The sequence below is a fragment of the Pantoea latae genome (assembly GCF_002077695.1).
In the GTDB taxonomy this organism is placed as follows: Bacteria; Pseudomonadota; Gammaproteobacteria; order Enterobacterales; family Enterobacteriaceae; genus Pantoea; species Pantoea latae.
Genome location: NZ_MWUE01000011.1, coordinates 85,973 through 106,072 on the forward strand (window position 1 = coordinate 85,973; position 20,100 = coordinate 106,072).

Genomic DNA, 20,100 nt, shown 5'->3' on the forward strand with positions numbered 1-20,100 from the left:
ATCCGGGAAAACGTTTAGCCGATGTATTCCCTGGCTAAAATCATCATTAATTTAACTAAGTATCGGGCGGTATTATTTTTAAAGCGCAGCGGCAGAAATTTGCCTTAGCGGTAAATTAGCTGCCGCGCGCGATTACCGGCGCGCCTTGTTGCGTGGCTAGCTGTTCAACAGTAGCCCCAGCATAATCAATATCACGCCCGCCAGGCTGCTCCAGCGGAAGGGTTCGTTGAAAACCGGCAGCGAAACCGCCGCCAGCCACACCAGCACATAGCTCAGGCTAAGCAGCGGATAGAGCCGGTTAAGGGGCAGATGGCGCAGCGCCAGCAGCCAGCACAGCATCGATAATCCATAGGCGGCCAGTCCGGCACCCAGCAGCAGCGAGGCAGCGGGGTGCGCCATCCACCACCGGCTCAGCCAGTGAGATACGGGCGGCACGCCAGTCATCGCCATGCGCAGCGCCAGCTGAGCCAGCGTCACCAGCAGGATACTGCTTAGCGCCAGCATCATCCCCTTCACAGATGGCTCCCCATCAGCGCGACGCCGACGACAATCGCCAGCGTGCCCAGCCACTGCCGCCGCGTATAGCGCTCCCGCCAGATCGCGCGCGCGGCGATCGCCACCAGCACAAAGTTCAGGCTAAGCATCGGATAGGCGACGCCGACCGGCACCACGCGCAGCACCGCCAGCCACAGCAGCATCGCCACGCCCAGCAGCAGCAGGCTGAGCGCAATCCAGCGCTTGCCCCGGCGCAGGCCAACCGACGCCGCCTGTTTCTGACTGAGCTGGGCGGCGCAGCTCAGCAGGCTCACCAGCAAGATCAGCAGAAGACTCATGGCGTGGCGTTATAGCCGTAATAGACCAGGCGGCCCTGGCGATATTGCCTGTCCGGCGTCGGCAGATCGGCGTCCGGCGCCGCCTGGCCGCTGTCGAGCAGCATCACCAGCGCGACGCTGTGGTGACGGCGATGCGCCGCCAGCCAGCTGGCGAACGCCCTGCCGTCGACATAGCGCGAACGGGCGTCGGGGTAGCTCAGGCCATACTGCAGCTCGCCTTTGGCGTCAAAAAAGGTGATGTCGCTGCGCCGCGTCTCCCAGGCCACCGCCGAGGCGATGCCGGGATTATCCGCCAGCAGCAGGTCGCTGGCGGCCAGCTGGCGGTGTATGGCGTGGACAAAGCTCTGCGGCAGCTTAGCGTCGCGCACCTTTTGCGGCAGGGCGAAGCCGAGCAGCAGTGCCAGCGCCAGCGGACAGAGCGCCGCCAGCTTCCAGCGGTCGCGGCCGGGGCGCAGGCTCAGCCAGCCCATTGCGGCCCAGCCGAGAAACGCCAGCGCGCCGCAGACCACGCGCAGCTTTTCATGGCTGCCATAGAGCGGACGATGCGCAAGTCCCCAGGGCGCCAGCACGCCAGCCACCAGCGCGGCGGCCAGCAGGCCAGACAGCAGGTTAATCCAGCCGTTGAGAGTAAAGACCTTCGCCAGCCGCGCGCTGGCGCCGTGGGCGTAGCGCGCCATCAGCAGCGCCAGCGGCGCGAAACAGGGCAGGATATAGGTCGGCAGTTTGCCTTTGGCGACGCTGAAAAACAGCAGCGGCAGCAGCACCCAGCTCAGCAGATAGATCGCGCCGGGCTGCTGAGCGCGCGCGCGCCACGCGCTCAGCAGCGCGCCAGGCAGCAGCGCCAGCCACGGCAGGCTGCCCGCCAGCAACACCGGCAGGTAATACCAGAAGGGCGCTTTATGCTGGGCGTCGGCTTCGGCAAAACGCTGAATGTGCTCAACCCAGAAAAAGTAGTGCCAGAAATCCCCTTCCTGACGATTAATCGCCAGCGCCCAGGGCGCGCTAATCAGCGCGGCGACAACGATGGTCAGAGGCCCCCAGCGCAGCAGCTCGCCCATGCGGCGCTGCCAGATCGCCCAGGGAACGATGGCAAGCACCGTCACCGCCAGCGCCAGAAAGCCTTTGGTCATAAAGCCCATCGCGCAGGCGGCGCCGAGCAGCAGGTAGCCGCCCAGTCGCTGCTGCGTGGTGGTCGCCTGCGCCGCCAGCCAGTAGCTGCACATCGCCAGCACCAGCCAGAGCAGCAGCAGCGGATCGAGCACGGCATAGGTGCCGACGCCATACACCAGCAGTGAAGTGAGAAAAATCATGCTGGCGGTGAGGGCAATTTTATCGCTGTTGAACAGCCGCCGACCCAGCCAGTAGAGCAGCAGCGCGCTCAGCGCGGTGCAGAGAATCGACCCGGCGCGCACGCCGAAATTAGTCTGGCCAAAAATGAGCTGACCGAGATTGTTGATCCAGTAGCCGGCGATGGGCTTTTCAAAATAGCGCAGGTGGAAAAAGTGCGGCACTACCCAGTTGCCGCTGGCGAGCATCTCGCGGCTAATCTCGGCGTAGCGCGTCTCATCCGGCTGCCACAGCGCGCGGAACTCAATGGGGATCAGGTAATAGAGCGCGAAAAGCGCCAGCAGCAAAAGGGTTTTAGTGCCTGTACGCATCCGTGTTTCCTGTGAAAAAATTGCGTTACGCCGGGCGCTGGCAGCCCAGCCAGCCTTCGCGTCCGGCAAGCTGGCCGCGCACCACGCGCCCCTGCGGCAGGGTGCTGAGATCCGCGGGCAACAGCTCGCTGAGCGGGCAGAAGCGGATGCCCAGCGCCTCTGCACGCCTCAGCAGCTCGGCAAAGGCGGCTAAGCCAACAATGCCCTCGACCTCGGCATGGATGGTGTAAACCGGCGCACCGGCGGCGGCCAGCATCTGCTGCAGAATAAAATCGTTAAAGCGGGCGGCGCTGACCTGCTGGCCGACCACTTCATCCCAGGTCGGCAGCGTCACCGGGATCTGCACCGTGCCCAGGCGGCCGTCGCTAAGCAGCGGCATAAACGGCCCGCTGCCGCGGCAGTCGCTGTTATAGCGGAAGCCGAACGGCTGTTTGGCGGCGACGACCCGCTCGTCGGCGCGCCAGCCCGCCACGGCGGAGCAGGTGACGTTGTCACCTGTTATCGCCTCCAGCGCCGCTTTACCGCGCGCGATCTGTTCGACGAGCTTCTCTGGCGGCCAGACGCCCGCCCAGGTTTGCCAGGCGAAGTGATCCCAGGCGTGCAGGCCGACCTCATGGTGATCCGCCGTGGCACGAATAATCTCTCCCAGCCCGCGCCCGATATCCCGGCCCGGCCAGGCGGTGCCCGCCAGCAGAATATCCCAGCCGTAAAGCGATGCCGCGCGCGAGCGCAGCATTTTCCACAGGAAGCGCGGCTTCATCAGACGCCACAGGTGGCGTCCCATGTTGTCCGGGCCGACGCTGAAAAAGAAACTGGCCTGCAGCCGATGCAGGCTAAACTGCGCCAGCAGCGCCGGCACGCCCTGTTGCGTGCCGCGCCAGGTATCGACATCGACGCGCAAACCGACTTTCTTCATGGCTTGTCCTGTAGCTCAACGGTGCGCAGGAAGAAGTCCAGCGTGTTATCGATGGTGGTGTCCATCTCCACCGTCGGCGTCCACGCCAGCAGGCGACGCGCGTTTTTGATGGAAGGCTTACGGTGCTCAACGTCCTGGTATCCTTTGCCGTAGTAGCTGCTGCTTTCCACCTCGCGGAAACCGGCGAAGGGCGGGAAGCGGTCGCGCAGCGGATGGCGCTCGAAGCTCGCCAGCAGACGTTCGGCCAGCTCTTTAATGCTCGCCTCGTTGTCCGGGTTGCCGATATTGACGATTTGCCCGTCGCAGTTGTTGTTTTTGTTCTCAATAATCCGGAACAGCGCCTCGATGCCGTCGCGAATATCGGTGAAGCAGCGTTTCTGCGCGCCGCCGTCGATTAGCTTGATGGGCGACCCTTCGACCAGGTTAAGGATCAGCTGCGTAATGGCGCGCGAGCTGCCGATGCGGGCGGCGTTGAGGTTGTCGAGGCGCGGCCCCATCCAGTTAAACGGCCGGAACAGGGTAAAGCGCAGCCCCTCTTTTTCGCCGTAGGCCCAGATGACGCGGTCCAGCAGCTGCTTCGACACCGAGTAGATCCAGCGCTGCTTGTTAATCGGGCCGACCACCAGATTCGAGTGATCCTCATCGAAATGGGCGTCGGTGCACATGCCGTACACTTCCGAGGTCGACGGGAAAATAATGCGCTTTTTGTACTTCACGCAGTCGCGGATAATTTTCAGGTTCTCTTCGAAGTCGAGTTCGAACACGCGCAGCGGGTTACGGGTGTACTCGATGGGCGTGGCGATGGCCACCAGCGGCAGCACCACGTCGCACTTCTTGATGTGATATTCGATCCACTCAGAGTGAATGCTGATATCCCCTTCGACAAAGTGAAAGCGCGGCTGCTCGAGGAAACGGCTGATGGCGTCAGAACCGATATCGAGTCCGTAAACGTCGAAGTTATCATCCTGCAGCAGGCGCTCGGTGAGATGGTTGCCGATAAAGCCGTTGACGCCGAGGATCAGCACGCGCGTGCGGCGTTTGACCGCGGCGACCGGCTGCGAATAGAGCAGCGCGCCCGGCACCATGCCAAGGCTCTGCGCCAGCTGGCTGCCGTTCATATAGACGCCGTTGTCGCTCTGGCCGGTGACCACCTCCAGCGCGCCTTCGCCGCAGGCGATGAGGAACGGCGCTACCGACAGCACGGTGCCGGGCTTCGCCTGCGGGGCATCGCTGTGCACGCGGCCTTTCCACACCACGAATTTCACCGTGCCGGCGAAGGCAAAGGCGCCAGGCCAGGGATCGGTGACGGCGCGCACCAGGTTGTTGATCGCCTGCGCCGGGCGCGTCCAGTCGATGCGACCATCCTCCGGCGTACGGCGGCCAACCTTCGTCGCCTCGGCCTCATTTTGCGGCGTGGCGGCGATTTCGCCGCGCTTGATCGCCGGCAGGGCGCTTTCCAGCAGCTGCGCGGCGCAGGCGACCAGCTTGCGGTGCAGCGTCAGCGCATTGTCCTGCTCATCAATCGCCACGCGCTGCTGCGCCACGATGTCGCCGGCATCGGCACGTTTTACCATGCGGTGCAGCGTGACGCCGGTTTCGGTTTCGCCGTTAACCAGCACCCAGTTAAGCGGCGCGCGTCCGCGATATTTAGGCAGCAGGGAACCGTGCAGGTTAAAGGCGCCGATGCGCGCGCAGTCAAGAAGGGTGCTGCTGAGCAGCGCGCGGTAATAGAAGGAGAAGATAACATCAGGCTGCATCGCCCTGATGCGGTCGACCCACAGCGGGTGGCTGGCATCTTCCGGCGCGTACACCGGAATGCCGTGCTCCGCCGCGAGGCGTGCCACGGAGGGAAAAGCGTGGCTTTCCGGCGAGGTGTCAGCGTGGGTGAAAATTGCGCCAATCTCATAGCCGGCGTTCAACAGGGCGGTAATGCCCGCACAGCCCATTTCGGCGTAGGCGAAGACGATGGTTTTCATTGCTCAGTTTCCTGTACAGAAGAAGCATGCTGCTGCGGAGAGATAACACGCTGGATGAAGTAACGCGGGCGAGCGCGGACATCGTTGTAGATACGGCCGATATACTCGCCAAGCAGGCCCATGCCGACGAACTGCGCGCCGACGAAAATAAACAGCACGGCAAACAGCATAAACACGCCGTCGCCGGCCCAGCTGGCGCCGAGGAACAGGCGCAGCACGATCAGCACCAGCGAGAAGGCGAAGCCGGCCAGCGCGATCAGGCTGCCGACGATGCTGAGCAGGCGCAGCGGCGTGGTGGTGAGGCAGGTCACCAGGTCGTACATCAGGTTAATCAGCTTCATAAAGCTGTATTTTGAGTCGCCAAATTCGCGCTCGGCGTGGGTGACCGGCAGCTCAATGGTGCGGCGCGCGAAGGTGTTGGCGAGGATCGGAATAAAGGTACTGCGCTCGTGGCAGTTGAGCATCGCCTCGACGATATGGCGGCGATAGGCGCGCAGCATACAGCCGTAATCGCCCATCGCCTTGCCGGTGACGCGCTGGATCAAATGGTTGATGGCGCGCGAGGCGCGGCGGCGAAACCAGCTGTCCTGGCGATTTTGCCGCACGGTGCCGACCACGTCATAGCCCTGCTGCGCCGCCTGCACCAGACGCGGGATCTCTTCCGGCGGGTTTTGCAGGTCCGCATCCAGCGTAATGGTCAAATCACCGGAGACATGGCTAAAGCCCGCCATAATCGCCGAGTGCTGGCCGTAGTTGCGGTTCAGCAGCACCCCGACCACATGGCTGCCGGGCAGCGCGGCGGCGTCGGCGATCAGCTCAGCGGATCGATCGGCGCTGCCGTCATCCACCAGCAGGATCTCATACTCCAGCCCGAGGCCGCTGCAGGCGCTCTCGGTACGGCGCATCAGCTCGGGCAGGCTCTCTTCTTCATTAAAGACCGGGATCACCACGGAGACTTTACGAATCGGTTGTTCTGGCTGCATCTCAGACCCCCGCGATCTGACGTAACGCGCCGATTGCGCGCTCGACATCCTCATCGCGCATATCCGGGAACAGCGGCAGCGAGCAGATGCGCTCGCTGTTCCATTCGGTGTTGGGCAGAGAGAGATGCGGATAGCGTTCACGGTAATATTTGTGGGTGTGGGCGGCGCGGAAGTGCAGGCCGGTGCCGATGTCCACCGCTTTAAGCGCCTCCATCAGCGCATCGCGGCTGATGCCGCAGGTTGCCTCGTCGACGCGAATGATAAACAGATGCCAGGCGTGCTGATGCGGCCAGTCAGGCGGCGCCAGCGGCAGAAAGGGGGTGTCGGCCAATGCGTGCAGGTAGCGCTGGGCGATGGCGGCGCGGCGCGCGTTAAAGTCCGCCAGCCTGTTAAGCTGCACCAGCGCGATGGCGGCGCTAATATCGGGCAGGTTGTATTTGAAGCCCGGCATGATCACTTCCGCCTGCGGCTTGCGCCCATGGGTATGACGATCGTAGGCATCGACGCCGAGTCCGTGAAACTTTAGGCTGCGCATGCGATCCGCCAGCCTCGCATCGTCGGTGACGATCAGGCCGCCTTCGGCGCAGGTCATATTTTTGATGGCGTGAAAAGAGAAGATCGCGGTGCCGGCGTCGCCGATATGTCTCTCCTTGTAGTAACAGCCGGCGGCGTGCGCGGCGTCTTCGATGACCGGGATGGCGTGGCGCTGTCCAACGGCGCGGATGGCGTCGATATCAGCAGGCGCGCCGGCATAGTGGACGGGAATGATGGCGCGAGTGCGCGGTGTGATCGCCGCTTCCACCTGTTGCGCCGTCACCATCAGCGTGTCGCGATCGATATCCACCATCACCGGCGTCGCGCCCAGCAGGGTAATGATATTCAGGGTCGACACCCAGGTCAGCGACGGGGTGATCACCTCATCGCCCGGCTGAATATCGAGCGCCAGCAGCGTGACGTGCATGCCTGCGGTAGCCGAGCTGACCGCAATGGCGTGCTGATTGCCGGTCAGCTGGCAGAAAGCCTGCTCAAGCGCCGCATTCTGCGGGCCGGTGGTGATCCAGCCTGAGGCGAATACCGCCTGAACCGCCGCCAGTTCGTCCTGACCGAGCGAAGGACGTGAAAAAGAGAGAAATGACATTGTTAATTTCCATCCAACTGATTGAGCAAAATAAAATTATCAGGCGCGATAATTTCGTTTTATATCCCAGCAAAAAATGGCAATAATAAAATTTATTTTCTTTTTGTTGATGTAGCGTTTACTTTTTACTTTTTCACGTTGCGACAGGCGGTTAGTAGAGTGAGTAATAAAAAACAATAGTCGCCAAACCTTAAGGAACCCTTAAAACCTAAAATAACCTCATTCAGGGTGACAGCGCGACGTGTTACGCCCTGAGCAGGTTGTGTAAATTAATAAAACCTTAATAAATAATTCCAGGTTTTAAAATAATCACGATCTTTTCTGAAAGGGTTTATTAATATTTCCTGCATCAACATGATGAGTGACGGGAGCAAAGAGGCGCTGGCGTTGGCAGTGAGAACGGGCAGGTTAAAAACAGCTTATCTGCGACGGCAGCGCGTTTTTCCTGTTAAGACAGGCGCAAAACTATTTATTTTCATCTTAAGGTTAAATTAATGCAGACGACTAAAGGAAGGACATAGCGCATATTCTCTGCTGGCTGTTTTTTTATCTCGTGCTAACGGCCAAAAGCAGGGAGTAATCTTGCGTAATGTTGACAGGCTGTGCCTTTCTCAGCGATAGGTTTTTCTGATGTATCAATTTATGTCAGGGTGTTGAATATTGTATATCAAATGCAACTTATTAATGTTTAACGCCATGAGCAGCTTTTATTACCTGTCGCTTGAATGCGATCCCTCTGGATGCTTTGTACTGCATAGCAAATCCTGTCGTCATTTGCCTGACATTACCCTGCGGATCTTTATCGGCACGTTTTATCATCCCAGAGATGCGCTGCTAAATGCGAAATACCGCAAAGTGAACTCCCGACCTTGCCTATGGTGTCTGGGAGAGGTAATGAAAGCCACGCCATAAGCGCGTCAGTTTTTTCATTGCGCTGGCCTGGAAAAAATACGCCTTTTATTAACCTGTAACCAAATATGTTGTTTAATGCGTCTTTCGTCAGGCTAAGGAACAGTGATGTTTGCTCGCTTTACCACACTCAGACGCATACCCGGTGGCGTATGGATTATCGGCTTCGTCAGTCTGCTAATGGATGTGTCATCAGAGATGATACACAGCCTGCTTCCTCTGTTTATGGCTACCGCGCTCGGCACGCCGGTGGTGATAATTGGCCTGATTGAGGGCATCGCCGAGGCCACCGCGCTCTGCATTAAGATCTTTTCCGGCGTCATCAGCGACGCTATCGGCAAACGCAAAGGGCTGGCGGTGGTGGGCTATGGGCTTGGCGCGCTCAGTAAACCGCTTTTTGCACTGGCATTGACCGCCGGTATGATCTTCGGCGCCCGCATGATCGATCGGGTAGGAAAGGGGATCCGCGGCGCACCGCGCGATGCGCTGGTCGCCGACGTCACGCCGCCGGAAATCCGCGGCGCCGCCTATGGCCTGCGTCAGGCGCTTGATACCACCGGCGCTTTCCTGGGCCCGCTGCTCGCCGTTGGGCTGATGCTGCTGTGGGACAACGATTTTCGCGCCGTATACTGGGTCGCGGTGATCCCTGCCTTTCTGGCCGTTGGCCTGCTGATGGTCGGGTTGAAAGAGCCGCGCGCGCCGGTTACCGCGCCGCGCACCAGCCCGATTAAAAAAGAGAATCTGCAACGGCTTGGCGCGGCGTGCTGGTGGGTAATTGGCCTCGGTGGCGTTTTCACCCTGGCCCGCTTCAGCGAGGCGTTCCTTGTGCTGCGCGCCCAGGAGGTCGGCCTGCCGCTTGCGCTTATTCCGCTGGTGATGGTCGCCATGAACCTGGTCTACTCGTTAACCGCTTATCCCTTCGGACGCTGGTCAGACAGCGTTAGCCATCGTCGGCTGCTGCAGGCGGGCCTTGGCGTGCTGATTGCCGCTGACGTGGTGCTGGCGCTCAGTCAGAGCTGGGCTGGCATCATTGCCGGCGTCGCGCTGTGGGGCGTCCATATGGGCATGACGCAGGGGCTGCTCAATGCCATGATCGCCCGCACGGCGCCGGCTGACCTGCGAGGAACGGCGTTCGGCTTTTTCAGTCTGCTGAGCGGCGTGGGGCTACTGCTGGCCAGCGCTGGCGCGGGTCTGCTCTGGGAGCTGTGGGGCTCTGCATCCACCTTTTTTGCCGGCGCGGTTATCTGCCTCTTTACCCTGGTTTTAACCCGCTTCGCTCCTGAGCGGGCGTAAGGGATCGGGATTATTTCAAACCGAGCTTGCGCGCCAGGCGGTGCAGGTTGCCGGGATCAACCTCGAGGCGACGCGCCGTTTCCGCCCAGACCTTGCCGCTGGTTTGATAAACCTGCTGGATATAGTCGCGCTGAAACTGGCGCGTCGCCTCGTGCAGGCTTCTCTCCGGCAACTCGCTGGCCGTAAAGGTTGCTGGCGCGGTCGGCACCACCAGCCTGCCGCCGTCGAGGCTGAAGTGCTGCGGCAGCAAAACCACGTCCCGGCTGCGACTCTCCGCCTGCGCCATCAGGGTGGCGCGATAGATTGCATGCTCCAGCTCGCGCACGTTGCCTGGCCAGCTGGCGGTGGTGAGCTGCGCACCGGCCGCCGGGCTGAGCGCCACGCTCTGCAGGCCGAACTTGCTGCGACATTTTTCACAAAAGAAACCGGCAAGCAGCACGATATCCTCGCCGCGCTCGCGCAGCGGCGGCACAAACAGCGGGAAAACGCTGAGCCGATGATAGAGATCCGCCCTGAATTTCCCTTCGGTAACCGCCCGGCGGATATCCAGATTGGTGGCGGCAATGATGCGCACGTCGACGGTCAGCGCCCGATCTTCACCGACGCGCTGTAGATCGCCATACTGCAGCACCCGCAGCAGTTTCGCCTGCAGAGAGAGCGGCAGTTCGCCGATCTCATCCAGAAACAGCGTGCCCTTATCCGCCAGCTCGAATTTGCCCTTGCGGTCATGGATCGCGCCGGTAAAGGCGCCTTTCACGTGGCCAAACAGCTCGCTTTCGGCCACCGTCTCCGGCAGCGCCGCGCAGTTAAGGTAGATCAGCGGCATGGCGGCGCGCGTCGACTGCCGGTGCAGCGCCTGGGCGATCAGCTCTTTGCCGGTGCCCGTTTCGCCGAGGATCAGCACGCTTAAATCGGACGGGGCAATGACGCCGATCTCTTTCTTCAGATGGCGTATCGGCACCGACTCGCCGATGATCTCCGCCTCTTCATTATCCTCAGGCCGGTGCGGCGGCGGCACGAAGGAAGAGGCGGGCTCTTCAAGCCGATCCAGCAGCAGCGCGTTGCTCAGCGCACCGCCCGTCAGGCTGGCCAGGATGCGCAGCTCTTCATCGCTGTAGGGGTCAAACTGCGCGGCGTTCATGCCGTCGAGCGTCAGCGCGCCGATCAGCGACTGGCCGGAAAACAGCGGCATTCCCACGCAGGCGTGAACGTGCAGCTCCTGCTGGTCGGGGATCAGTCCGTCATAGGGGTCGGGCAGGTCGCTGTCGGCGGGAAAGCGCACCACGTCACCGGCGCGCGCAATCGCTTCAAGGCGCGGATGCGCCTCCAGGCTGAAGCGGCGTCCCATCACGTCGGGCGCCAGCCCGGCGGTGGCGAGCGGGCGAAACTGCCTGTTTTCATACCTCAGCAGCGCGGTGGCGTCGCAGCGCAGCGCGTGGTGAATGGAGTTGATAAGGCGGGTAAAACGATCCCGATTCTGCAGGCCGTTTTGGATCTCCACCGCCAGCGCGGCAAGGGATTGCACAGAGAGCGTCATGGTGTCATTTCCACACGAGGGGTAAAAATCACAATGCAACAGCGTGTCATATAAACACTGAACCCGCCGGGATTCAAACAAATCAGGCACATCCTTTCTGGCACGCATTATGCTCATTATTAAAGAGACATCTTAGCCTTGTAAGGGGATCACCATGTCAGAGCTGTTGAAAGAGAAGACGTTAAGCGACCGCGACATTGCAACGGCGGCAAAGGCGCTGCGCTGGGCCGCGTTTGGCGGCACGCGTCGCGGCATTGGGTTTAGCGGCAAGCAGACCGCGCCCGATCGCCTGCGTTTTGAAACCGACTACGAAGGCCGCAAAGCCTGGGTCGATCTCGATATTCCCTGTACTCCGGTCTCGCTGATGCTGGCCGGCGCGCTGCTGTTACAGCAGCTCAATACCTATCTCGGGTGATGCTATGGCGCATATTGATGACGTTATCGAGGCGGTAGACAAGGCGATCGAACGCAACGTTATCCGCGATATGAATATCCTGCTTTGCCAGCTCAGCGAGGATGAGGCGCTGTCGCGCGAGGCGCGCTACCAGCAGCAGCAGCGCCTGCGCGTGGCGGTGTTTCGCCACAGCACGGAGAAAGCTGAACTGGCCGAGCAGCGCCGCCAGTGGCTGACGCAGGGCGGCATCATCGTTTAACCGGAGGTTTATCATGGCTCATACTATTCCTGCCCATTTCGTTCACACCCGTTCTACGCCGTTCTGGGATCGCAACAGCGTGCCCAGGGCGCTGCTGACCCACCACAATACCAAAAAGGGCGTGTTTGGCCGGCTATGCGTGATGCGCGGCGCCGTAAAATATTATGGCTTTGCCGCCGAACACGAGAGGTCACCTGAGAGGGAAATCGTCATCAACGCGGGTCAGTTCGGCATTAGTCCGCCCCAGTACTGGCACCATATCGAACTGCTGACCCCTGACACCTGCTTCAACATCGACTTTTTTGCCGATCCCGGCGCGCAGCTTGAGGGGCAAGGGATCGGCCAGGTGGTGCATCTGCAGCCGGCCCGCTAGCCGCTTCTCCTTTCAACCCGCCTCGGCGGGTTTTTTATTGCCTGCTTTATTGTCTTAAAAACAATAAATTGTCGCTTTGACCTTTTCTCTTCAATGTCATTATGACTTTATAAAAATAAATCCATTGCTTTTCAGTAAGTTAATAACTGGCACGGCAGCTGCATTAGCAAAGCAACAAATCACACCGGCTACGAGGCAGCTAATGAACATTCATGTCAAAAACAACATCTTTTGGGTAGGCAAACGCGACTGGGAGGTTGAGCACTTCCACGGCAAAGAGTACAAAATGCAGCGCGGCACCAGCTACAACAGCTATCTGATTAAAGAAGAGAAGAAGGTGCTGATCGACACCGTCGATCTCAAGTTCAGAACCGATTTTGTGAAAAATCTCGCGGAAGAGATCGACCTGAACACCCTCGACGCCATTGTGATTAACCACGCGGAGGAGGATCACAGCGGGGCGCTGGCGGAGCTGCTGGCGCTGATCCCTGATACGCCCGTCTACTGTACGGCCAACGGCGTCGATTCGATTAACGGCCATCACCATCATCCCGAGTGGAATTTTAAGGTGGTGAAAACCGGCGACTCGCTGGATATCGGCAACGGCAAAAAACTGATCTTCGTTGAAACGCCGATGCTGCACTGGCCCGACAGCATGATGACCTATCTGACAGAGGATGCGGTGCTGTTCAGCAACGACGCCTTTGGTCAGCATTACTGCGACGAACACCTGTTTAACGATGAGGTCGATCAGCAGGAGCTTTTCGATCAGTGCCAGCGCTACTTCTCCAATATTCTGACCCCTTTTGCCCGGCTGGTGACGCCGAAGATCAACGAAATTCTCGGCTTTAACCTGCCGGTCAGCATGATTGCCACCTCGCACGGCGTGGTGTGGCGCGATAACCCGACGCAGATTGTCGAGCTGTATCTGAAATGGGCGGCGGACTATCAGGAAGATCGCATCACGATTTTTTACGACGCCATGTCCAGCAACACCCGCATGATGGCCGACGCCATCGCCGAAGGGATCCGCGAAACAGACCCGCGCGTCGCCGTGAAGGTTTACAACGCCTCGGTGCATGACAAAAACGAGATCATCACCTCCTGCTTCCGCTCCAAAGGGATCCTGGTGGGCTCCTCCACCATGAATAACGTGATGATGCCAAAAATCGCCGGGATGCTCGAAGAGATTACCGGATTGAAGTTTCGCAACAAACGCGCCTCCGCCTTCGGCTCCTATGGCTGGACCGGCGGCGCGGTCGATCGGGTCGCGACGCGCCTGCAGGACGCCGGTTTCGATATGACCATCGCCCTGAAAGTGAAATGGCGTCCCGATTTAAGCGCGCTGGAGGCGTGCCGCGAGCATGGCCGCAGCGTTGCGCGCGAGTGGGCGCTTTCGCCTCTGCCCGCTGCCGCGCCTGCCGTTGCTGCTGAAACAGCGTCTGCCAGCGGCGTGGAAAACGGCGAGGGCGCGCAGAAAATGATCTGCAGCGTCTGCCAGTGGGTCTATGACCCGGCGGAAGGCGAGCCGGGCCAGGATGTCGCGCCGGGCACCTGCTGGGAAGCGGTGCCCGACGATTTTCTCTGCCCCGGCTGCGCGCTGGGCAAAGAGGTTTTCGATCCTTATGAGGGGTAACGCGATGTCAGCAGAAATCGTTATTATCGGTTCCGGCTTCGCCGCGCGTCAGCTGGTAAAAAGCATCCGGCAGCGGGATAACGCGGCACCGATTCGGGTAATCGCAGCGGACAGCGGCGATGAGTACAGCAAGCCGGAGCTGAGCCACGTTTTTAGCCGGCGCCAGCGCGCGGAGGATCTCACGCGTCAGCCGGCGGCGGCCTGGGCGGAGTCCCAGAACATCACGCTGCTGCCCGATACGCGGGTGCGCGCCATCGACGCGGCAAATCACCTGGTCCGCAGCGACGCGGGCGACTTCCCTTACCACAAGCTGGTTCTGGCCACCGGCGCGCTGCCGATGGTGCCGCCGATTAGCGGACGCGAGCTAATGGTGACCCTGAACAGCCAGCAGGATTACCGCCGCTGCGAAGCCGCCGTGCAGCAGGCGAAGCGCGTGCTGCTGGTGGGCGGCGGACTGATCGGCGCCGAGCTGGCAATGGATCTCCAGCGCGCCGGCAAAGCGGTGACGGTGGTGGATCGCAGTACGCATCTGCTCTCCACGCTGCTGCCGCCGGAGATCGCGGCCCGCCTGCAGCACGCTTTGCTGAAGCAGGGCGCACGTTTGCTGTTTAACAACGCTCTTTGCCGTCTCGAACGTCATAAGGATGCGCTGGTGGCCTCTTTTCATCAGGGAGAGCAGCTGCGCGTCGATGCGGTGATCTGCGCCATCGGTCTGCGCCCGGATGTCGCACTGGCGCGCGAGGCGGGTTTAGCGGTGCGCCAGGGCATTGTGGTCGATGACGCGCTGACGACATCCGACGGCGATATTTACGCGCTGGGCGACTGCGCGGAGATTCAGGGAACAGTGAGGCCTTTCCTGCAGCCGACGACGCTGGCGGCAGTGACGCTGGCAAAAAACCTCACGGGCGATGCGGCAACGCTGCGGCTGCCTACGCCGTTAATCAGGGTAAAAACGCCGGATATGCCGCTGCATCTGGCGGGCGAGACGGCGGATCCCGCCCTGAACTGGGAGGTGAGCTTTTCCTCCTCAGGCATGATTGCCCGTGGCGTGAACAGAGAGGGCGATCTGCGCGCCTTTGTGGTAAGCGAAGATCATATGCCGCTGGCCTTCTCGATGCTGAAAAGCATCAGGCAGGACGGCTAAGGGCGGCGAGGCCCGTTATCGCAAAAATGCCAACAGGGCCTCGGTTAACGCCTCTGGCGCCTCTTCGGCCATATGATGGCCGCTGTTTATCCCATGACCGCGGACATCAGGCGCCCAGCGCCGCCAGATGGCGAGAATGTCGCCATAAATCTGTTCAAGATCGTCCTGCTTCGACCATAAACAGAGCGTGGGGCAGCGGATCACGCGTCCAGCCTGCTGATCCAGCGCCTCATGCTGTTTATCGATCGCTAATCCGGCGCGATAGTCTTCTATCATGCCGTGCACGGTGGCGGGATCCCGTGTGGCGCGTCTGAACGCCTGATACTCTTCATCTCCCATCGTCGCTGGGCGAGGGCCATACCACGCATCCGGATCGGCCAGAATGGCGCGCTCCGGCTTTTCCAGCTGGGCAAAGAAAAACCAGTGATACCACTGGCGGGCAAACCTCTCGTCGCAGTGTTGCAGCGCTTCAAGGATCGGCACCGAGTCGAGCACCGCCAGCCGCGAAATCACCTCCGGGTAATCAAGCGCGGCCCGATAGGCGGTGTAGCTGCCTCGGTCGTGTCCGACCAGCGCAAAGCGCGCAAAGCCGAGGTGGCGCATCAGCTCTACGCAGTCTTTCGCTTTTGCTCTTTTCGACGAGCCGGCGTGATCCGGCCTGTCGGCAGGTTGAGAGGAGTCGCCAAAACCGCGTAAATCGGGGCAGACCACCGTAAACGACCTGGCCAGCATGGGCGCGACTTTTGACCAGGTGACGTGGGTACGAGGATGGCCGTGCAGCAGCATCACCGGCGGGCCGCTGCCGCCGTAGCGCACGTTGATCACCGCGTCGGAAACGGCTATTTGTGTATGGGTAAATCCTTCAAACATGGCTGTTTTCCCGGCTGGCGTTTAAGGCGAATTATAGCCAGGCTGGCGGGGCGCGCCTTTGTCAGCTGCGCTGGGGCGAGCGTTAAGCGGAAACCGCTCGCCCTGGGCCTTAAATTTCGCTCTGCTTAATGCTGGCGACAGGCGAAAGCACATTGTCAGGCAGGGCGCGCAGCGTCTCTCCCTGCGCGACACGCGTCGGCCAGTCATGATTGGCCAGCGCCGCCTTGCCGATGGCGACAAAATCGGCGCAGGCGGCCAGCTGCGCCTCAGCCAGCTCGCCATTATCGAGGCCGCCATTCACCACCAGCACGGTGTCGGGCGCCGCCTCGCGTGCGATGTCGGCAAAGGTCTGTTGGCCGTCGCTAAAGGCTGGCTGCCACGCCTGATATTCCGTCACGTGGATATAGTCGACGCCCGCCGCCTGCAGCAGCGCAAACACCGTAGCGGCGCCTGCTTTACCCTCTTTCCACTTGTGGTGGAAGTCGTTGACCTTGCCCTGGGAGATGCGCACGCCAAGGATAACGTCTGCGCCGATCCTTGCCCGCACCGCTTTAATCACCTCCAGCGTCAGGCTCAGGCGCGCCGCAATATCGCCGCCCCAGCGGTCGGTGCGCTGGTTGGTATAGTCAGTCAGGAACTGATCGAGCAGATAGCCGTTAGCCGCGTGGATCTCCACGCCGTCAAAGCCCGCCTGTTTTACCGCACGCTCGGCGCTGGCGGCAAAGGCGTCGATCGCCGCCGCAATCTGGTCGCTGTTCATCGCCTGCGGCAGCGAATAGGCGCCCTGGCCGTGATAAAACCCAAGCTGCTGGCCGACCGGCTGCACGGCCGACGGCGCTACGGTGGTGTCGCGATAGATATTGGCCTGAGAGAGCGCGCCGCCGTGAATCAGCTGGGCGATAAAGCGCGCGCCGTCCTGTTGCACCGCCTTAACTACCTTGCGCCAGCCCGCAACCTGCTCCTCGGTGACAATGCCGGGCTGAAAGGCGTAGGTCTGCGACCAGGCCTGGTCGACATAGAGGCCTTCAGAGATCACCGCGCCAAAGCCGCCGCGCGCAAAGCTGGCGTAGTAGTGCTGCACGATCTCGCCCGGCACGCCGGTTTCTGACGCAGAGATGCGGGTCATTGGCGCCACCATGGCGCGATTGTTGAATAACACACCGTTAATCGTTCCGGCAGTAAAGAGTTGCTTAGCCATTTCAACAGGGTCCTCTGAATGATTATTTCAGCTGACATTGTAATGCTGTAAAAACGCCCGCAGAATCGCCAGTATCGACAAGCTGTATAACGGATAGCGTTATAATGGACCTGGAGAACGTTGAAATTTTCTGCAGCATTGCCGACACCGGCAATCTGACCGAGACGGCGCGAAGGCGTAACGCAACGGCGATGACCATCTCCCGACGTCTGGCGCAGCTGGAGAGCGACCTGGGCGTGCGGCTGTTTCAACGCACTACGCGCGCGGTGGCGCTAACCAGCGAAGGAGAGGCATTTCTGCCCTATGCGCGCATGATGCTGGAGGCAGAAGAGTCGGCCAAAAGCCTGTTTAACGGTGAGACCCAAGGCGCCAGCGGCATACTGCGCGTCACGTCGGCCTCGGAGTTCGGCAAGCGTTATCTGCTGCCGCTGCTGCCGGCGCTGATGGAGACGAACCCGGCGCTGCGGGTGGAGTTGAACCTGAGCGATAGCCTGGTGGACATCGTCGGCCAGGGCTATGACATGGCGCTGCGCCTCGCGCCGCTCAAGGATTCGACGCTTATCGCCCACAGGCTGGCCGATAACCCGCGCATACTCTGCGCCGCGCCCGGCTACCTGGCGCGTTTTGGTCAGCCTGCCTCGCTTAACGATCTCGCGCAGCACCGCTGCCTGAAGATTTCTGGCGTCGCCCACTGGATGTTTGAGCAGCAGGGGCAGGTGGTGAACTGCCCGGTCAGCGGGCGCTTTAGCTGCAGCAGCGTCGAGGGCGTGCGCGATATGTGCGTGGCCGGCATTGGCATCGCCCAGCTGACGCTGCTGGATATTCGCGACGAGCTGCGCAGCGGCGAACTGGTAGAGATTTCGCTGGCAGACGCAGCACGACACGCGCTGGCGGTCTGGGCGCTGCTGCCGACGCGCCGCTATATGCCGTATCGGGTGACCCTGCTGTTGCAGGCGCTGAAAGAAGCGTTGCGCGACGGGTCAGGTTTGATGCAACGCGTTTCCGGGTAAACCGGAAAGGCTGGCTGACGCTGAAGCCAGCGCTGCGTTATTTATCATTCGGCAGCGATCTCCTGAGGCGGGCAATATTCCTCTTAATGATTCGTGTTAATCGTAATGTCGATCGTTTTATTTTTTCTCAATAAATTTGCCGTTCATTCTGCCGCTTTGCGATAGGTCGATGTAAAGCTCTCTTTCATCGAAAAATTGAGAAAGATAATCGTTTATTATTTGAAACAGGATGTTTCTGATTGTTTCGGTGGTATTATGATTTCCATGCGTTACTAATAGTTACCATTAATTTATATAAAGTATTCGATGATGGCCAAAACATGGATGTTACTGGCGCTCAGCGCCAGCTTTTTCAGCACCTTTGTTACTGCGGCGCCGTTAAGCCCGGCCGACCGCGACGCGATTCAACTGCAGCAGCAGCAGCGACTGGATCAGGATCAGCAGCAGCGCGATGCCCTGTGGCACGCCGCATCGTCTCCGCGCACGCCCGCTGCGACCGGTTTGCCCTCCGGCCGCTGTTTTCCGGTTCACGCCATCGTTATTCGCAACGCGTCGCTGCTGTCTGACGCCCAGCGCAAGACGTTAACCGCGCCCTTTATTCATCGCTGCCTTAACCTGACGGACATTAATGCGCTGGTGCATGCTATTTCCGACTGGTATATGCAGCGCGGCTATATTACCAGCCGGGCGTTTTTAACCGAGCAGGATCTCTCCACGGGCGAACTGACTATTCCGGTACTGGAAGGGAAGCTGGATAAGATCCGCCTTGAAGGCCAGCATCCGCGCGTGCTGGCAATGACCTTTCCCGGTCTGGAAGGCAGCATCCTTAACCTGCGCGATATCGAGCAGGGCATGGAGCAGATTAACCGGGTGCGCCGCACGCCGGTGCAGATTGAGATCCAGCCCTCGCCAAAAGCGGGTTATTCCGTCGTCAATCTCACGGCAAAACCGGAATTTCCCCTTAGCGCTTCAGCCGGGTTTGATAACAGCGGACAGAAAAGTACCGGTGTCGGCCAGCTCAGCGCGTCGCTCACCGGCAATAACCTGCTGGGGCTGGCGGACCGCTGGTTTATCAGCGGCGGACGCAGCAGCGCCTTCAGCGACTGGCGCGACGCGCAGAACCTGCAGGCGGGCGTTAGCGTGCCGTACGGCTACGGCCTGCTCGACTACAGCTACAGCTGGAGCAGCTATCACAGCAGCTTCGTCAACAACGGCTTCACATGGCTAAGCAACGGCGACAACGTTGCGCACCGTCTCAATGGCTCCTGGGTGCTGTTCCGCAACGGCGATATCAAGAGCGGCGTGCAGCTCGGCCTGAACCACTACAGCAGCCATAACTACCTCAACAGCACGCTGCTCTCCAGCAGCAGCCGCAAAATCACCAGCCTGCAGCTCGGGCTGAACCACACGCAAAAAATGTTCGGCGGCGTGGCGACGCTCAACCCAACCCTGAGCCGCGGCATGCCCTGGTTTAGCGCGGAAAGCGACGCGGGCAAAAGCCGCGAACTGCCGAAGGCGCAGTTCCGCAAGTGGAGCATTAGCGGCAGCTTTCAGCGACCGCTGACAGACGGCCTCTGGTGGCTTAGCAGCCTCTACGGCCAGTGGTCGCCCGATCGGCTTTACGGCAGCGAGCGGCTGACGCTCGGCGGCGAAAGTTCGGTGCGCGGTTTTAAGGAGCAGTATCTCTCCGGCGATATCGGGGGCTATCTGCGCAACGAGCTGAGCTACCGCCTGTTTACGCTGCCTGTGGTCGGCGAGGTCAGCGCGCTGGCGACTGTCGACGGCGGCTGGCTGAAAAGCGACGCGCAGGACCGCGACTCCACCGGCACGCTGTGGGGCAGCGCGATCGGGCTCGGCACGCAAGGCCGTCACGTCTACACCCAGTACACCCTCGGCATTCCCCTTAGCTATCCCGGCTCTCTGCAGCCGGATCGCGTCAGCATTTACGCCCGCGTTGGGCTGGTTTTCTAAGA

Annotated in this window: 18 protein-coding genes; 8 read left to right on the top strand and 10 right to left on the bottom strand. The window is 60.6% G+C overall.

Annotation, left to right across the window (positions count from 1 at the left end; genetic code table 11):
• Positions 1-156 precede the first annotated feature (156 nt).
• Genes arnF through arnB form a run of 7 tightly spaced genes read right to left on the bottom strand, consistent with a single transcriptional unit; the run spans position 157 to position 7,504 of the window.
• The gene (gene arnF / locus B2J69_RS08175) at positions 157-516 is read right to left on the bottom strand and encodes a 4-amino-4-deoxy-L-arabinose-phosphoundecaprenol flippase subunit ArnF (RefSeq protein WP_094078492.1); all 360 of its coding nucleotides are present in this window, start codon (positions 514-516) and stop codon (positions 157-159) included.
• Positions 513-833: a 4-amino-4-deoxy-L-arabinose-phosphoundecaprenol flippase subunit ArnE gene (arnE, locus tag B2J69_RS08180; protein ID WP_081138169.1), complete on the bottom strand. Its 321-nt coding sequence runs from the start codon at positions 831-833 to the stop codon at positions 513-515. The genes arnF and arnE overlap by 4 nt, the downstream gene beginning before the upstream one ends.
• Positions 830-2,491 carry a lipid IV(A) 4-amino-4-deoxy-L-arabinosyltransferase gene (gene arnT / locus B2J69_RS08185; protein WP_081138171.1) on the bottom strand — a complete coding sequence of 554 codons (1,662 nt, stop codon included), beginning with the start codon at positions 2,489-2,491 and terminating at the stop codon, positions 830-832. Before arnT ends, arnE begins: the two co-directional genes overlap by 4 nt.
• Positions 2,492-2,516: 25 nt before the next feature.
• Positions 2,517-3,407 carry a 4-deoxy-4-formamido-L-arabinose-phosphoundecaprenol deformylase gene (gene arnD / locus B2J69_RS08190; protein ID WP_081138173.1) on the bottom strand — a complete coding sequence of 297 codons (891 nt, stop codon included), beginning with the start codon at positions 3,405-3,407 and terminating at the stop codon, positions 2,517-2,519.
• On the bottom strand, positions 3,404-5,383 hold the full coding sequence (gene arnA / locus B2J69_RS08195) for a bifunctional UDP-4-amino-4-deoxy-L-arabinose formyltransferase/UDP-glucuronic acid oxidase ArnA (protein WP_081138175.1): 1,980 nt from the start codon (positions 5,381-5,383) through the stop codon (positions 3,404-3,406). Before arnA ends, arnD begins: the two co-directional genes overlap by 4 nt.
• Positions 5,380-6,366 carry an undecaprenyl-phosphate 4-deoxy-4-formamido-L-arabinose transferase gene (arnC, locus tag B2J69_RS08200; protein WP_081138177.1) on the bottom strand — a complete coding sequence of 329 codons (987 nt, stop codon included), beginning with the start codon at positions 6,364-6,366 and terminating at the stop codon, positions 5,380-5,382. The genes arnA and arnC overlap by 4 nt, the downstream gene beginning before the upstream one ends.
• A 1-nt stretch (position 6,367) precedes the next feature.
• Positions 6,368-7,504 carry a UDP-4-amino-4-deoxy-L-arabinose aminotransferase gene (gene arnB, locus B2J69_RS08205; protein WP_081138179.1) on the bottom strand — a complete coding sequence of 379 codons (1,137 nt, stop codon included), beginning with the start codon at positions 7,502-7,504 and terminating at the stop codon, positions 6,368-6,370.
• A 1,017-nt stretch (positions 7,505-8,521) separates the two neighbouring features.
• On the opposite strand from arnB, the gene B2J69_RS08210 reads away from it, so the two are divergent.
• Positions 8,522-9,706 carry an MFS transporter gene (locus tag B2J69_RS08210; protein ID WP_081138181.1) on the top strand — a complete coding sequence of 395 codons (1,185 nt, stop codon included), beginning with the start codon at positions 8,522-8,524 and terminating at the stop codon, positions 9,704-9,706.
• Positions 9,707-9,716: 10 nt separating this feature from the next.
• On the opposite strand, the gene norR is transcribed toward B2J69_RS08210, so the two are convergent.
• The gene (gene norR, locus B2J69_RS08215) at positions 9,717-11,243 is read right to left on the bottom strand and encodes a nitric oxide reductase transcriptional regulator NorR (protein WP_081138183.1); all 1,527 of its coding nucleotides are present in this window, start codon (positions 11,241-11,243) and stop codon (positions 9,717-9,719) included.
• A gap of 154 nt (positions 11,244-11,397) precedes the next feature.
• On the opposite strand from norR, the gene B2J69_RS08220 reads away from it, so the two are divergent.
• From B2J69_RS08220 to norW, 5 genes are all read left to right on the top strand, one after another.
• Positions 11,398-11,658 (top strand): hypothetical protein, encoded by a 261-nt coding sequence (locus tag B2J69_RS08220; RefSeq protein ID WP_081138185.1) that lies wholly within the window; start codon positions 11,398-11,400, stop codon positions 11,656-11,658.
• A gap of 4 nt (positions 11,659-11,662) precedes the next feature.
• Entirely contained in the window at positions 11,663-11,896 is a 234-nt protein-coding gene (locus B2J69_RS08225; protein ID WP_081138187.1) for a DUF2526 family protein, read from the top strand.
• A gap of 13 nt (positions 11,897-11,909) precedes the next feature.
• Positions 11,910-12,269, top strand: coding sequence for a DUF1971 domain-containing protein (locus B2J69_RS08230; protein WP_081138189.1), 360 nt, complete (start codon positions 11,910-11,912; stop codon positions 12,267-12,269).
• A gap of 202 nt (positions 12,270-12,471) precedes the next feature.
• A complete protein-coding gene (gene norV, locus B2J69_RS08235) occupies positions 12,472-13,905 on the top strand; it encodes an anaerobic nitric oxide reductase flavorubredoxin (RefSeq protein WP_081138191.1) in 1,434 nt (477 codons plus the stop codon).
• Positions 13,906-13,909: 4 nt separating this feature from the next.
• Positions 13,910-15,049: an NADH:flavorubredoxin reductase NorW gene (gene norW / locus B2J69_RS08240; protein WP_081138193.1), complete on the top strand. Its 1,140-nt coding sequence runs from the start codon at positions 13,910-13,912 to the stop codon at positions 15,047-15,049.
• A gap of 15 nt (positions 15,050-15,064) precedes the next feature.
• Here the strand turns inward: norW and B2J69_RS08245 are convergent, their stop codons facing one another.
• Both B2J69_RS08245 and B2J69_RS08250 read right to left on the bottom strand, forming a co-directional pair.
• Positions 15,065-15,919, bottom strand: a complete 855-nt coding sequence (locus B2J69_RS08245; protein WP_081138195.1) for an alpha/beta fold hydrolase — start codon at positions 15,917-15,919, stop codon at positions 15,065-15,067.
• Positions 15,920-16,028: 109 nt separating this feature from the next.
• Positions 16,029-17,117, bottom strand: a complete 1,089-nt coding sequence (locus B2J69_RS08250) for an oxidoreductase (protein ID WP_081138197.1) — start codon at positions 17,115-17,117, stop codon at positions 16,029-16,031.
• Positions 17,118-17,221: 104 nt separating this feature from the next.
• On the opposite strand from B2J69_RS08250, the gene B2J69_RS08255 reads away from it, so the two are divergent.
• A complete protein-coding gene (locus tag B2J69_RS08255) occupies positions 17,222-18,127 on the top strand; it encodes a LysR family transcriptional regulator (RefSeq protein ID WP_081138199.1) in 906 nt (301 codons plus the stop codon).
• Between the two features lie 306 nt (positions 18,128-18,433).
• Complete coding sequence (locus tag B2J69_RS08260; protein WP_081138201.1) at positions 18,434-20,098, top strand: ShlB/FhaC/HecB family hemolysin secretion/activation protein; 1,665 nt, start codon at positions 18,434-18,436, stop codon at positions 20,096-20,098.
• Positions 20,099-20,100: the final 2 nt, after the last annotated feature.

Bases quoted from the DNA above. Each gene is read 5' to 3' on its own strand.
- arnE (WP_081138169.1), bottom strand. From the start codon at position 833: ATGAGTCTTCTGCTGATCTTGCTGGTGAGCCTGCTGAGCTGCGCCGCC.
- arnT (WP_081138171.1), bottom strand. From the start codon at position 2,491: ATGCGTACAGGCACTAAAACCCTTTTGCTGCTGGCGCTTTTCGCGCTC.
- arnD (WP_081138173.1), bottom strand. From the start codon at position 3,407: ATGAAGAAAGTCGGTTTGCGCGTCGATGTCGATACCTGGCGCGGCACG.
- arnA (WP_081138175.1), bottom strand. From the start codon at position 5,383: ATGAAAACCATCGTCTTCGCCTACGCCGAAATGGGCTGTGCGGGCATT.
- arnC (WP_081138177.1), bottom strand. From the start codon at position 6,366: ATGCAGCCAGAACAACCGATTCGTAAAGTCTCCGTGGTGATCCCGGTC.
- arnB (WP_081138179.1), bottom strand. From the start codon at position 7,504: ATGTCATTTCTCTCTTTTTCACGTCCTTCGCTCGGTCAGGACGAACTG.
- B2J69_RS08210 (WP_081138181.1), top strand. From the start codon at position 8,522: ATGTTTGCTCGCTTTACCACACTCAGACGCATACCCGGTGGCGTATGG.
- norR (WP_081138183.1), bottom strand. From the start codon at position 11,243: ATGACGCTCTCTGTGCAATCCCTTGCCGCGCTGGCGGTGGAGATCCAA.
- B2J69_RS08220 (WP_081138185.1), top strand. From the start codon at position 11,398: ATGTCAGAGCTGTTGAAAGAGAAGACGTTAAGCGACCGCGACATTGCA.
- B2J69_RS08225 (WP_081138187.1), top strand. From the start codon at position 11,663: ATGGCGCATATTGATGACGTTATCGAGGCGGTAGACAAGGCGATCGAA.
- B2J69_RS08230 (WP_081138189.1), top strand. From the start codon at position 11,910: ATGGCTCATACTATTCCTGCCCATTTCGTTCACACCCGTTCTACGCCG.
- norV (WP_081138191.1), top strand. From the start codon at position 12,472: ATGAACATTCATGTCAAAAACAACATCTTTTGGGTAGGCAAACGCGAC.
- norW (WP_081138193.1), top strand. From the start codon at position 13,910: ATGTCAGCAGAAATCGTTATTATCGGTTCCGGCTTCGCCGCGCGTCAG.
- B2J69_RS08245 (WP_081138195.1), bottom strand. From the start codon at position 15,919: ATGTTTGAAGGATTTACCCATACACAAATAGCCGTTTCCGACGCGGTG.
- B2J69_RS08250 (WP_081138197.1), bottom strand. From the start codon at position 17,117: ATGGCTAAGCAACTCTTTACTGCCGGAACGATTAACGGTGTGTTATTC.
- B2J69_RS08255 (WP_081138199.1), top strand. From the start codon at position 17,222: ATGGACCTGGAGAACGTTGAAATTTTCTGCAGCATTGCCGACACCGGC.
- B2J69_RS08260 (WP_081138201.1), top strand. From the start codon at position 18,434: ATGATGGCCAAAACATGGATGTTACTGGCGCTCAGCGCCAGCTTTTTC.